The following is a 12,759-nucleotide window of genomic DNA, read 5'->3' as shown; positions in this document are numbered from 1 at the left end:
TTTTGTAGGGCGCGAGGTAAGAGATCAGTTTGCGCAAGTGGGTTCCTCCTGTCCGTAGAGCTCCTGTTTGAGCCTGATCAAATTTTGCTGCATCCGCTGGTAAAAATGCACGATCTGGGAAAATTCCTCGGGGGTGAAGTCCCGGTACATCTGCTGGTTGACCCTGCGGATGGCGTGGTCCGCGCTCGCCGCGGCCCTGCGGCCCCTTTCGGTGAGTTCGATGCGGTTGGAACGCAGGTCGCCCGGGTCGGGCACCCGCTTGACGAATCCAGATTTTTCCATCCGCTTGAGGGAGACGGCGATGGTGGCTGGGCTGATGTGCAGCGCCTTGGCCAGGTCGGCCTGGTTGCACGCGCCCATCCTGCCGAGCGTGAAGAGCAGCGGCGGCTGTCCGGGATAGACGCCCCGGTCGCTCATCAGCCGGTTCATGCACTGCTTGTGCAGGGAGACAAGCTCCCAGTCGATGTGGATAACCTGATCGATTTCATCCATTGGAATCTGCTCCTGTCATGTTGCAAACACAGCAAAAAAATAGTTAGACAGCTAATCGTTAGCCGTCTAACTAATTTTATGCAGTGCCTGCGGGAAAGTCAATAGATTTTGCCAGAGTTAACAATTTGTTCAGGATTCATCTGAGCAATCTATACAAACCCTTCCCGCTCAATCTTCGATGAGGGTGGAGGAGGATTCGTCCTTCACCAGATTCGGCGTCCCCGCGCCGGGCTGCGGCGCGGACCCCTCCGCCTCTTCAAAGGAGAAGGCGGGAGGCTCCACCGGCTCCCCGTTCAGGCGGACCTCAAAGTGCAGGCAGGGGCCCGCGGCGTTGCCGGTCGAGCCGGCCGAGGCGATCCGCTGGCCCGCCGCGACGGCGTCCCCGGCCGCGACGGCGAGCTCCCTGCAGTGGGCGTAGAGGGTTTGGAAGCCGTCCCCGTGGTCGAGGACGACCCGGTAGCCGTATACGCCCTCCCAGCCGGCTTCGGAGACGGTCCCGTCCGCCGCTGCAAAGACGGCCTCGCCCGGCTCCGCCCGGTAGTCGACGCCCTTGTGTCCGAGGCCCTTGTCGAAGGGCGCGGCCACCGTCAGCCCGGCAAGCGGCGGCGTGAGCCGCGGGGCCACGATGATCGAGGTCGGACCGTCCGCGCCGCCGATGACGGCGGGCGCGGAGGCGGCTTCGCCCGCGTCCCACGAGAGGCTCCCGGCGGCGCGCTCCCGGCCCGCGCCGTCGAGCAGCGCGAACTCCACGTCATAGGAGAGCAGCTCCCCGCCGATCGGCGCGGTATAGGTCCCGCCGGGCCGCCAGTCGTTGGCGGCGGACTCCGCCTCAAACCAGTGGACGCTCATGGCGCCGTCCCCCATCGCGGCCCGCCCCGCGGGGTGGATGGACCACGCCCAGCCGTCCGGTAGCTCGTCCGGGATGGCGATGCGCAGCTCGCCCGACTCAAAATCAAAGACGACGCCGCCGGCGAGCTCCTTCGCCAGCCGCTCGGGGGAGGGGGCCAGCAGGCGGGAGCTTTCGGAGGGGGAAGCGGCTTCGGCGGGCGCGATCAGAAAGGTGGAGATCGACATCCCCACGAACCCGAGCAGCGCGGCGGAACAGACGGCCGCCGCGAGCAGGACCCGGGTCGATTTCTTGCAGTTCATCATGAGGGTGAGCCTCCTTTTGACATCCTCTTTGTGCAGGCTGAAGGGGGTGGAGAGAGGCGGGGCGGCGCGCACGGTCCCCATCGCGCCGAGGATCGCGCGGCCGTAGCCGCGCCGTTCGTCCGCGTCCATCGGCCGCGCGAGGCGTTCGTCGCAGGCAGGCTCGCAGAGCGCGTTGATCCGGTGCAGGGCGAGCCATGCGAACGGATTAAACCAGTGGACGACGCAGGCCGCCAGCCCCGCGAGCTTATAGAAGAGGTCCCCGCTCTTCAGATGGGTCAGTTCATGCAGCAGGATAAAGCGCAGCGCGTCCGGGTCTGCGGGCGCGCCGGGGAGCAGGACGCGGGGCCGCAGGAGCCCCACGAGCATCGGCGTGCCGGCGAGGGGGCACCGCTCCAGACGGACGGCGCGGCGGACGCGAAGCTCCTCCTTGCACGCGGCGAAGAGAGCGAGTGTCTCCCGGTCCGCGACGGGGCGGCTCGTCCGCCGCAGGGCGCGGTGGAACCGGAGGGCCGCCCACGCGCGCTGCAAAAGCAGCGCGGCCGCGCCGCACGCCCACGCGAGCGCGGCCAGTTCCCGCCAGGAAAGCGGCGCGGATGCCGCCGCGGTTTCCGCGGCGGCCGTGGGCGGCCCCGCCGCGAAGCGCACCGCGGCAGCGGCGGGGGAGATCGCCTCCGATACGCCGGAGAGGGCGCCGGCGGGGAAGGGCAGCGTGACGGGCAGGAAGAAAAGCGCGAGCGCGACCGTCCAGATGTAGTAGCGCCACCGGGAGCCGAACTGCCGGCGGGTGAGGAAGGAGACGGCCAGGATGAGCGCCGAAACCGCCGCGCCGGTCAGCGAAAGGGGAAGGACGCGGGAAAAAAAGAACGCCGTCATTTCGTCTCCTCCCCGTCGAGCCAGCGGCGCAGCTCCTCGATCTCCGCGCCGGAGAGGGAGCCGGGGCTGCCGAGCGCGGCAAAGAAGCTCTGCACGCTGCCGCCGTGCACCTCCCGCAGGAAGTCGCGCGTCTCCCCGGCGCGGTAGTCGGCCTCGCTCACCGCCACGCGGTAGAGGTTCTGGCCGCCGTGTTTTTCGCAGGTGAGCATCCCCTTGTCGACAAGGCGGGTCAGGAAGGTGGAGACGGTCTGGATTTTCCAGCCGCGGCGTTCGGAGAACGCCTCCACCAGCCCGCCCGCCGTAACGGGGCCGCTGCGCGACCAAATCTCCTGCATGATCGTGAATTCGGAATCGGAAAGCCTGTTCATACGGTCACCCCCGGATTGGTTACTACATCATGTAGTAACCAAATCATACTACAAGCTGTAGTAGATGTCAACCCGGTACTGGAAATTTCCGGCGGGATATGCTACAATCTACTGGAATCATATCCTGATACGGAAAGTTGGAACGTTCATGCCGCTTGATCCGTCCCGGCCGCTGCTCTTTGACGGCGCGTTCGGCACCTATTATTATTCCCTCACGGGGGATGAAGCCCCCTGCGAGCTTGCCAACCTCACTTCGCCCGACACCGTCCTGTGCATCCATCGGGAGTATCTCGCGGCGGGGGCGCGCGCGGTCAAAACGAATACCTTTGCCGCAAACCCCGTTTCCCTTCCCGACCCGGAGCAGCTCTCCCGGGTGATAGCGGCGGGCTGGTCGCTCGCGGAACAGGCGGCCAAAGAAACCGGCGCGCGCGTCTTCGCGGATATCGGCGGAAACAACGCGGAAACCGCCCCCGGGGACTATCTGGCGGTCGCGGAACGGTTCCTGGAGCTCGGCGCGCGGGAATTCCTCTTTGAGACGCTCGCCTCCTTCGACGAGGTCCTGCCCGCGCTCGGGCTGATCCGGGAGCGGGTCCCCGGCGCCGCGGTGTACGTCTCCTTCGCGGTGTCCCAGGACGGCTATTCGCGCCGCGGCCACTACTGCCGCGTCCTGCTGGAGGCCGCGGAAAACTGCCCGCTGGTCGACGCCGCCGGTTTTAACTGCGCCTGCGGCCCGAGCCACATGGCGAACCTCCTGCGCAATCTCGGCCCGCGCCGAAAGCCGCTGATCGCGATGCCGAATTCCGGCTATCCCTCGTCGATCAACGGGCGCGTCCTGTTTGAGGATAACGCCGGGTACTTCGCGCAGAAGCTGGCCGCGCTCTATGAGGCGGGCGCGGAGATCCTGGGCGGCTGCTGCGGCACGACGCCGCGGCACATCGCGCTGGCCGCGGAGGCGCTGGCCGCCGCGTCCCGTCCCGCGGGGACGGGACTGCCGGGGCCTTCGGTCCCCGGTCCGGGCGCTGCCGCGCCCGGCGGCGGCCGCCCCGGCGCGCGCCGCAAGACGATCGCGGTGGAGCTCGACCCGCCCTTCGACTATGACTGCTCCTTCATCCTCTCGGCCTCGGCCGAGCTCAGGCGCGGCGGCGTGGATTTCATCACGGTGACCGATTCGCCCCTCTCGCGCACGCGGGCGGACAGCCTGATGACGGCGGCCAAGATCAGGCGGGAGGCGGGGATCGAGGTGCTGCCGCACATCTCCTGCCGCGACAAGAACCACATCGCCCTGCGCGCGGGGCTGCTGGGCGCGGCGTTCGAGGGGATCTCGCACGTGCTTGTGGTGACGGGCGACCCGCCGACGCAGACCGAGACGCGCGGGCGGGACGGGGTGTTCCATCTGAGCTCCTTCGATCTTATCTCCTACATCCACAGCATGAATTCCGAGGTGTTTTCAAAGGCGCCCTTTGTGATCGGCGGGGCGCTCAATGTGAACGCGGTCAATTTCCCGCGGGAGCTGGAACGCGCGAAGAAAAAGCTGTCGCTCGGCGCGTCGGCGCTCTTTACCCAGCCGATCTTCAGCGACGCGGCGGTGGAGAACTTTCTGACCGCGCGCAGGGAGCTGGACTGCCGGCTTTTTGCGGGGATCCTGCCGGTTGCGGGATATAAAAACGCCCTCTTCCTCATCAACGAGGTGTCGGGCATCGAGATTCCGCCCCGGGTGGTGGAGGCGCTCCGGGACAAGACGCCGGAGGAGGCCGCGAAAATTTCCATCGCCTACAGCGCGGGCATTGCCCGGCGGGTATACGACGCGGCGGACGGGTTTTACATCATGACCCCGCTGCGCAAAATTGCGATCGTGCAGGGGCTGATCGAAGAAATCAGGAGGGAAGAAACATGATCTTAATCGGAGAGAAGCTCAACAGCTCGATCCCCAAAACTATGGAGGCGTTTTCGGCGCACGACGAGGCGGCGGTGATCGGCCTGATTCAGGCGCAGGCGGACGCGGGCGCGGAATACCTCGACGTCAACACGGCGATTTGCGGAGGGGAGGAGCTCGCGGCGATGCTCTGGGTGGTCGCGCTCATTCGGGAGCACTCCTCCTGCGGCATCATGATCGACACGGCGGACCCGGCGGTGATGGCCCAGGCGGTGCAGGCCGCTGCGGGGACGCCGCTCATCCTCAATTCGGCGACGCTGACCGACCGGTTCGACGAGGTGACGGCGCTCGCCCATTCGAGCGGCGCTTCGGTGGTGGGCCTGCCGATCGACGGCGAGATGCCCCACACCCTCGAGGAGAAATGCGAGAAGCTCGCCGCGCTTGTGGAAAAGCTGCGCAAGGCGGGCCTCCCCGACGAGCGCATCTATGCGGACGTGCTCATCGAGACGCTGGCCACCGACGGCGCGAGCGCGAAGAACGCGGTGGGCGCGGTCCAGTTCATGGCGCAGAACTACCCGGACGTCAGGACGACCTGCGGGCTTTCAAACATTTCGTTCGGCCTGCCCCGGCGTTCCCTCATCAACAGCGCCTTCCTCTCGGCGGCGATGATGGCGGGGCTTTCGAGCGCGATCCTCGACCCGGTGAGCCCGGCGATGCAGGACGCGCTGGCCGCCGCGAAGGTGGTCGCGGGACAGGACGACTACTGCATGGACTACATCACCCACATCCGCGGCGGAGAACTGTAACAAGGAGGAATCGATATGATTCGTTTCAACCACTTCAATTTCAACGTCCTCGACCTGCAAAAGAGCCTCGATTTCTACCGCGAGGCGCTCGAGCTGGCCCCCGTGCGGGAGAAAAACGCGGCGGACGGCTCCTTCAGGCTCGTCTACCTCGGCGACGGGGAGAGCGACTTCACCCTCGAGCTCACCTGGCTGCGCGACCGGAAGGAGCCCTACAACCTCGGCGAGCTCGAATACCACCTCGCGTTCGTAACCGACCGGTTCGACGAGCTGCACGAAAAGCACGCGCGGATGGGCTGCATCTGCTTTGAAAACCCCGGCATGGGCATCTATTTCATCCACGACCCCGACGGCTACTGGATCGAGATCGTGCCACAGAGATAAAGAAAGGGAGGCGGACCGTGAGGTCCGCCTCCCTTTTTGCCGCAGGCTCAGGGCAGCTCGGCGAAAATCGTCGTCGCATAGCCCTTGGTGACGCCGCCCCGCTCGGAGACATAGACGCCGATCCCCACATGGGTGAAGTTCGGCCGGATGATGTTGTCGTAATGGCTGGGGCTGTTCAGCCACCGGTCCATATAGAAGTCCGCCGAATAGGCGTTGTCGACGCTGGGGTCGTCGTACTCGGTCATGCAGAGGTTTTCGCCCGCCGCCGCGAACTTGACCGGCACGTCCTCGGTGATGACGGTGCTCCATGAATCCCCGTTGGGCCGGGTGTGATCCCAGTGGCCGGTCTTGCAGAGCTCCCGGCTGCGGATGCGCGCCGCCGACTGCAAATCGCCGTCCATCTTGACCGGGTCGAGCCCTTCGGCCTCGCGCTCCTCATTGATGAGCGCGAGCAGGTCCTTCTCCACCTCGCTGCGGAAGTTCATGCCCGAGACCTTTGTGGTGGTTTTCTGCGCGGCTTTCTGTTCCGCGGCTTCCTTCTCCGCCGCCTCTTTCGCGGCCTGCTCGGCGGCTTCCTTCGCGGCCTGTTCCGCCGCGGCCTGCTCGGCGGCTTCCCGCGCGGCCTGCTCCGCCGCGGCCTGTGCGGCTGCTGCCTGCGCGGCGGCCTGCTCCGCCGCCGCTTTCTCGGCCGCTTCCCGCGCGGCCTGCTCCGCGGCGGCGATCTCTTCGGGTGTGGGCACCGGAGGCGCGATAGAGGAGACCTCCGCCGGTTCCGATGAGGCCGCTTCAGAGGAGGCTTCCGACGAAACCTCGGAGGAGGCGTCGGAAGAGACGGCCGAGGAAGCCTCCGAAGAGGAGATTTCCGAGGAAACGGCCTCGGAGGAGACGTCCGCCGGGGCGGGGTTTTCCGATTCCGCGGCGGGCGCGCCGCAGCCGGACAGCAAAACGAGAAACGCCACGAAGACGGCCAGTTTTTTCATATCCAGGACTCCTTTGGGAATGGAGTGCCGCGCACCCGGAAAAGGGGAGCGGTCCTGCTTTTATCCTAGCACAAACTTCCACGCGGTTCAATGGAAGATCCCGTAATTTTTCCCCGGATACAAAACGTCCCCATCCGGTTGGGATGGGGACGTTTTTTAAGAAAAGGAGAGAAAGAAAAGGGAGGAGTAAGTTTGTTAAATATCTAACGTCTTTGTACGACTTTATCTTACCACCGGGGCGGGAAAAAATCAAGAGGAAATTGTTAAAAAAATATCATTTATTTGTGAAAAAACTGTGTCGCCCCGGCGCGGTTGAAAAAGACGCGCTGTGCATGTATAATGAAAGGCGGAAAAGAGCGAAAAAGGGGGATGCGCGGTGAAAAAGGTGCTGCTGCTGGCGACGGGGGGGACGATCGCGTCCCGGCCGGGCGAGAGCGGGCTCGAACCGGAGCGCGCGCCCGCCGAACTGTTGCGCGCGGTCGGTGAGCTGGAGCCGTGGTACGACGTCACCTACCGCGGCATCCTGAACCTGGACAGCTCGAACATCCAGGCGGAGGAGTGGCAGCTCATCGCGCGCAGCGTCTACGACGCATTGGAGGATTATGACGGTATCGTCGTCACCCACGGCACCGACACGATGGCCTATACCGCTTCGGTCCTTTCCTTCATGCTCCAAAACCTGCAAAAGCCGGTCGTCCTGACCGGCTCCCAGCTGCCGGTCGGCACCCCGCTGTCCGATGCGCGCAGCAACCTCGCCACCGCGCTGGCCGCCGTGGACAGCGACGTGCGCGGCGTGAGCATTGCCTTCAACCACAAGATCATCCGCGGCTGCCGCGCCGTCAAGGTGCGCACGATGGGCTTCGACGCGTTCGAGAGCGTCAACAGCCCCGACCGCGGCGAAATCCTTGCGAGCGGCGTGCGCCTTTACGGACGCCGCCAGCCGCCCGCGGACGGTCCCTGCGTCCTGAAGGACCGGCTATGCAACGACGTCTTCCTGCTCAAGCTCATCCCCGGCACCAACCCCCGCGTCTTCGACAGCCTGCTCGGCCTCCAATACCGGGGCGTGGTGCTCGAGGCGTTCGGCGCGGGCGGGCTCCATTTCATCCGGCGCGACCTCTCCGCCGAGGTGCGCCGCCTTGTGGAGAACGGCGTCTCGGTCGTGGTTTGCAGCCAGTGCCTCTATGAGGGCAGCGATTTTTCCATCTACGAGGTGGGCCGCAAAATCCTCGACACCGGCGTTATCCAGAGCCGGGACATGACCACCGAGGCCGCCGTCACCAAGCTGATGTGGGCGCTCGGCCAGACGGACGACCCCGCCGGGGTGCGGCGGATCTTTGAAACCAACTATGCGGGGGAGATCACCCTGTAAGGAGGAAGGATTTTTGGAACTGCTGTTTTCCTCGTCCACGGCGCTCATCGCGCTGTTCGCGGCGGTCTGCCTCCTCGGCGCGCTCCATCTCTGGCGCGACCGGATGCCCGCCGCCCTGCGCGTCGCGCTCGGAATCCTGCTCGTGCTCATCGTGCTCGGCTTTTTCGGCGCGCTCTGCTGGACGATCGCTACCGGCGGAAACCTTTAAAGGTTTCCGCCGATAGCGGGACCCGGGGGGACCTTTCGGGAAAGTTCCCCCCGGGCCCCCTTCAAAGCGTTTGGTTCAGGCCGGCCGCCCCACCCTTGGCCCTCCCGCCGCTCGTGCGGGAGGGCTTCTTTCGTGCCGCCGGACGGCTCGCCGGGGACGCGGGGGCGGCGGAAAACCGCGCGGCCCCGCCGCGCGGTTTTCCGCCCGCCCCGCCCCTTCCGCCGCGCGAAGACAAGGGAGGGGGCGCCGCTTTCGCGGCGCCCCCTCCCGGTTTTCACGCGGATTATTCCACGGTGACGCTCTTGGCGAGGTTGCGGGGCTTATCGACGTCGCAGCCGCGCAGGACGGCGGTGTGGTAGGCCAGCAACTGGAGCACAATCACACCGACGACCGGCATGAACAGGTCGTCGAGCGCGGGCAGGTCGAGCCGCTTGGAGTAGATTTCCGGATCGACCTCGAGCCCCTGCTTGCAGACGAGCAGGACGTCGGCGCCGCGACTGTGCACCTCCTTGATGTTGCTGACCATCTTGGGCAGCAGCGTCTCCTGGGTGGCGACCGCCACGACCGGGACCCCCTCGGTGACGAGGGAGATGGTGCCGTGCTTGAGCTCGCCCGCCGCATACGCCTCGCAGTGGATGTAGCTGATCTCCTTGAGCTTGAGGGAGCCCTCCATCGAGAGGGCATAGTCGAGCCCCCGCCCGAGGAAGAAGAGGTCGCGCAGCGATTCGTAGCGCTTGATGTACTCCTTGATCTCCACATTGAGGCCGAGCACATCCTTGGTGGTTTCGATGGCGTCCAGCAGGCCGGAGGTGAGCTCGCGCGCCCGCGCGTCGTCGACGGCACGGTTGGCGAGCGCGAGCCGGATGGCGATGAGGTACATCACCGAAAGCTGCACCGAATACGCCTTTGTGGAGGCGACGGCGATTTCGGGGCCCGCGAAGGTGCGGATGACGTAGTCCGCCTCGCGCGCGATGGACGAGCCGGTGACGTTGACGACGGCGAGGGTGGTCGCGCCGCGTTCCCGCGCGAGGCGCAGGGCCGCGAGGGTGTCGGCCGTCTCGCCCGACTGGGAGATGAGCAGCACGAGGGAGTGCTTGCCGAGGATGGGATCGCGGTAGCGGAACTCGGACGCGATGTCGCACTCGACGGGGATGCGCGCCAGCCGCTCGATGAGGTTTTTCCCGATCATGCCCGCGTGCATGGCGGTGCCGCAGGCCACAATGGAGATCGTGTCGAACTGCCGCCAGAACCCCTCGGGGATGTCGTCCTGCGCCTCGAAGGAGGGCAGGCCGTCCGAGATACGCGGATGCACCGTGTCGGCGAGCGCGCGGGGCTGCTCGTAGATCTCCTTGAGCATGAAGTGGTCGTAGCCGCTCTTCTGCGCCTGCTCGACCGACCATTCGGCGGTCAGCATCTGGAGCTTTGCGGGGGAGCCGTCCGGCTCGAAGAGGGAAATGCCCTCCCGGTCGATGCGCACGATCTGTTTTTCCCCGATCAGCGCGTAGCGCCGGGAATAGGGCAGGATGGCGGGGACGTCGGAGGCGATGAAGGTCTCTCCCTCGCCCGCCGCCGCGATAAGGGGGCTGCCCAGCCGGGTGGCGTACACCTCACCGGGGCGGTCCGCGAAGAGGATCGCAAAGGCGTAGGAGCCCTCGAGGATGGCCTGCGCCTCGGAGATCGCGGCGATGGGGTCCCCGTGGTAGAGGGAATCGATGAGCTTCGCGGCGACCTCGGTGTCGGTGCGCGAGAGGAAATCATACCCCTCGCCGAGCAGCCTGGAACGCAGCTGCTGATAGTTTTCGATGATGCCGTTATGCACCAGCGAAAGCTTTTCGGTGGCGTGGGGGTGGGCGTTTACGTCGGAGGGCTCCCCGTGGGTGGCCCAGCGGGTGTGCCCGATGCCGCAGCCGCCCGCCAGCCCGGGATGCTCCGCCTTCAGCCGGTCGGCCAGGTTTTGCAGGCGGCCCTTCGCCTTGACGGTGACGATGCCGTCCCCGTCAAAGACCGAGACGCCGGCGGAGTCGTAGCCGCGGTATTCCAGCCCCGAAAGGGTGTCAAGAAGGACGCTGACGGCTCTTTTGCCGCCGGCGTAACCAACAATTCCGCACATAGGTACCTTTCTTTCCCGCGCGGCAATCCGTTCTGTAAAGGGCCCCGTCCGCGCCGCGCGATGCGGCCGGGCGCCCGGTGAAAATTTCAGATTCGACTTCCTGCCCTCCTGCCTGTCGATCCGGTTGCCCGGAAGTTTTCAGGATGGCTGCGCTCGGAAGCAAAACGGGGAGGCACCCGCCGAACAATTTCGATTAACCTCCCACCTCGTCAACCGCCGGAGCGGTTCTGGCGCTTGCGTATAACGGTCTTGGCTGTCTGTCACCTCCCTGCGTAAAATTTCCCCTGCCCTCCTTTCCGATGATTTACTGGAATTATAGCAAACTTCCCCTGGAAACACAAGCAATGCATTCTATGCGGATTTACGCGCGGATGCTACAAACGGCGTGGATTTTGCGGGGAAACCGTGTTAAAATGGGAGGGAATCTGAAAGAAACCGGAGGCGGGAGGATGGTCTATCTCATCGAAGCGGGGGAGCTGCGCCCCGACCGGCCGGACGCGGCGGGAAAACGGGTGTGCGTCACGGATTTTTCCGCGCTGGCGGAGGCGGCCGGGGTCCTCGGGGAGGATGTGCACATCCTTGAAGGGTGTCTGCGGGGCGGGATGTCCAAGTACGAAAGCCATGAACGGTTTGATTACCTTTCGGTGTCGGTGTGCGACGCGCGCGACCCGCTCGCGCCGCCCGTGCGCCTGTGCGCCTTCCTGACAAAGGACGCGCTGGCGATCCTGTCGGACGGTACGGGCGAGACGGGGAAGGCGCTCGCCGGGCTCTGTGTGCCGGGGACGCGCTGCGGGGAACCTGCCCGGCTGATCTGCGCCTGCCTCGACCGGCTCACCGCCGACGACTATCTCGCGCTTGAATCGATCGAGCGGGAGGTCACGGGGCTGGAGGAGGCGCTGCTTTCCTCCCGGAATCATGACTATTGCATCAGGGAGATCGCCGGACTGCGCCGCCGCCTGATGGCGCTCAAAAGCTATTACGAGCACCTGATCGCCATCTGCGAAGGGGTGCGGGAGAACGAAAACGGCGTGGCGGACAAGCATACGCTGCGCGCCTTCCGCCTGCTGGAGCAGCGGGCGGCGCGGCTGGGAAGCAGCGTGCTCAACCTGCGCGACTATGTCACCCAGGTGCGCGAGGCGTACCAGGCGCAGGTGGACATCGACCTGAACAAGATCATGAAGGTCTTTACCGTCATCACGGCGATCTTCCTGCCGCTGACGCTCGTAGCGGGCTGGTACGGCATGAATTTCAAGATGCCCGAATACGGCTGGCGCTTCGGCTACCCGTTGGTGATTGCGGGGAGCCTTATGGTGGTGGCGGCGCTGCTCATTTACTTCAAACGGAAAAAATGGTTTTAAGGGAGGCGGATGGATTTGCTGATCGATCTGAGCGTCAAGGTGACGCGCCAGGCGGACAAGGACGCGCACGGGAATGAGAAGCAGGTGTCCTTCGGGCATCTGGGGACCCATTTCGACGTGATGGACAAGGAGTTCCCGCTCGCGTTCACCCGGCGGGAGGGCATTGCGTTCGACGTGTCGGACGTGGAGGGGCGCGACATCGGGACGCGGGACGTCGACCTCGCGCCGGTGGAGGCGGGGATGTTCGCCGCTTTCCGTACCGGCTTCATCGAGCGGGAATCCTACGGCACCCGCGCCTATTTCACCGGGCATCCGCAGCTTTCCGACGCGCTCATCGACGCGCTGCTGGAAAAGGGCGTGTCGATCATCGGCGTCGACTGCGCCGGTGTGCGGCGCGGCGGGGAACACACCCCCAAGGACCAGTACTGTGCCGACCGGGGAGTGTTCATCATTGAAAACCTCTGCAATCTCGGAGAACTGCTCGGCGGGGAGAAGACGGCGCGGTTTGTCGCACGGACCTTCCCGGTCAATTTTGACGGGATGACCGGTCTGCCCTGCCGGGTGGTTGCGGAGGTGGACGATGGTTGACATCAACCGCTGGACGGCGGATTTTATCGATAAGCTGCGCGCCGCGTTCGGGGAACGCCTGCGATTTGCGGGGCTGCAGGGGAGCTACCGGCGCGGGGAGGCCACCGAGAAGAGCGACATCGACATGGTGGTCGTGCTCGACGGGCTGACGCCCGCGGACCTTGCGCGGTACCGTGCGCTCGTCCGGGAGATGCCCGAGGC

The 12,759-nt window shown here is 65.5% G+C and carries 13 protein-coding genes; 8 read left to right on the top strand and 5 right to left on the bottom strand.

The features are described from left to right. Nucleotides 1-24: 24 nt before the first annotated feature. From ACZO3G_RS08490 to ACZO3G_RS08480, 3 genes are all read right to left on the bottom strand, one after another. Entirely contained in the window at nucleotides 25-492 is a 468-nt protein-coding gene (locus tag ACZO3G_RS08490) for a MarR family winged helix-turn-helix transcriptional regulator (protein ID WP_101549826.1), read from the bottom strand. Between the two features lie 168 nt (nucleotides 493-660). After that, nucleotides 661-2,517, bottom strand: coding sequence for a M23/M56 family metallopeptidase (locus ACZO3G_RS08485; protein WP_277138692.1), 1,857 nt, complete (start codon nucleotides 2,515-2,517; stop codon nucleotides 661-663). Further along, nucleotides 2,514-2,885 carry a BlaI/MecI/CopY family transcriptional regulator gene (locus ACZO3G_RS08480; protein ID WP_276874939.1) on the bottom strand — a complete coding sequence of 124 codons (372 nt, stop codon included), beginning with the start codon at nucleotides 2,883-2,885 and terminating at the stop codon, nucleotides 2,514-2,516. The genes ACZO3G_RS08485 and ACZO3G_RS08480 overlap by 4 nt, the downstream gene beginning before the upstream one ends. A 148-nt stretch (nucleotides 2,886-3,033) precedes the next feature. On the opposite strand from ACZO3G_RS08480, the gene ACZO3G_RS08475 reads away from it, so the two are divergent. Genes ACZO3G_RS08475 through ACZO3G_RS08465 form a run of 3 tightly spaced genes read left to right on the top strand, consistent with a single transcriptional unit; the run spans nucleotide 3,034 to nucleotide 5,945 of the window. After that, the gene (locus ACZO3G_RS08475; RefSeq protein WP_277138693.1) at nucleotides 3,034-4,779 is read left to right on the top strand and encodes a bifunctional homocysteine S-methyltransferase/methylenetetrahydrofolate reductase; all 1,746 of its coding nucleotides are present in this window, start codon (nucleotides 3,034-3,036) and stop codon (nucleotides 4,777-4,779) included. Next, on the top strand, nucleotides 4,776-5,564 hold the full coding sequence (locus tag ACZO3G_RS08470) for a dihydropteroate synthase (RefSeq protein WP_101549834.1): 789 nt from the start codon (nucleotides 4,776-4,778) through the stop codon (nucleotides 5,562-5,564). Before ACZO3G_RS08475 ends, ACZO3G_RS08470 begins: the two co-directional genes overlap by 4 nt. Before the next feature lie 15 nt (nucleotides 5,565-5,579). Next, nucleotides 5,580-5,945, top strand: a complete 366-nt coding sequence (locus tag ACZO3G_RS08465) for a VOC family protein (protein ID WP_101549836.1) — start codon at nucleotides 5,580-5,582, stop codon at nucleotides 5,943-5,945. A gap of 47 nt (nucleotides 5,946-5,992) precedes the next feature. Here the strand turns inward: ACZO3G_RS08465 and ACZO3G_RS08460 are convergent, their stop codons facing one another. Further along, nucleotides 5,993-6,925, bottom strand: coding sequence for a CAP domain-containing protein (locus tag ACZO3G_RS08460; protein ID WP_277138694.1), 933 nt, complete (start codon nucleotides 6,923-6,925; stop codon nucleotides 5,993-5,995). Nucleotides 6,926-7,301: 376 nt separating this feature from the next. On the opposite strand from ACZO3G_RS08460, the gene ACZO3G_RS08455 reads away from it, so the two are divergent. Together ACZO3G_RS08455 and ACZO3G_RS08450 are read left to right on the top strand one after the other, a co-directional pair. Beyond that, nucleotides 7,302-8,294 (top strand): asparaginase, encoded by a 993-nt coding sequence (locus tag ACZO3G_RS08455; protein ID WP_101549840.1) that lies wholly within the window; start codon nucleotides 7,302-7,304, stop codon nucleotides 8,292-8,294. Nucleotides 8,295-8,307: 13 nt separating this feature from the next. Next, nucleotides 8,308-8,502: a hypothetical protein gene (locus ACZO3G_RS08450; RefSeq protein WP_101549842.1), complete on the top strand. Its 195-nt coding sequence runs from the start codon at nucleotides 8,308-8,310 to the stop codon at nucleotides 8,500-8,502. A 283-nt stretch (nucleotides 8,503-8,785) separates the two neighbouring features. On the opposite strand, the gene glmS is transcribed toward ACZO3G_RS08450, so the two are convergent. After that, entirely contained in the window at nucleotides 8,786-10,612 is a 1,827-nt protein-coding gene (gene glmS / locus ACZO3G_RS08445) for a glutamine--fructose-6-phosphate transaminase (isomerizing) (RefSeq protein ID WP_277138751.1), read from the bottom strand. Nucleotides 10,613-11,061: 449 nt separating this feature from the next. On the opposite strand from glmS, the gene ACZO3G_RS08440 reads away from it, so the two are divergent. From ACZO3G_RS08440 to ACZO3G_RS08430, 3 genes are all read left to right on the top strand, one after another. Beyond that, on the top strand, nucleotides 11,062-11,970 hold the full coding sequence (locus ACZO3G_RS08440; RefSeq protein WP_276874469.1) for a magnesium transporter CorA family protein: 909 nt from the start codon (nucleotides 11,062-11,064) through the stop codon (nucleotides 11,968-11,970). Between the two features lie 15 nt (nucleotides 11,971-11,985). Then, a complete protein-coding gene (locus tag ACZO3G_RS08435; protein WP_276874473.1) occupies nucleotides 11,986-12,558 on the top strand; it encodes a cyclase family protein in 573 nt (190 codons plus the stop codon). Next, nucleotides 12,551-12,759 (top strand): nucleotidyltransferase domain-containing protein (locus ACZO3G_RS08430; protein WP_486847051.1); only part of this gene is annotated, 209 nt, incomplete at its 3' end. The genes ACZO3G_RS08435 and ACZO3G_RS08430, both read left to right, overlap by 8 nt.

It is taken from the genome of Anaerotruncus sp., from assembly GCF_057433415.1.
Note: the sequence above shows the minus strand (reverse complement) of the source record. Positions and strands in the feature narration are given on the sequence as shown.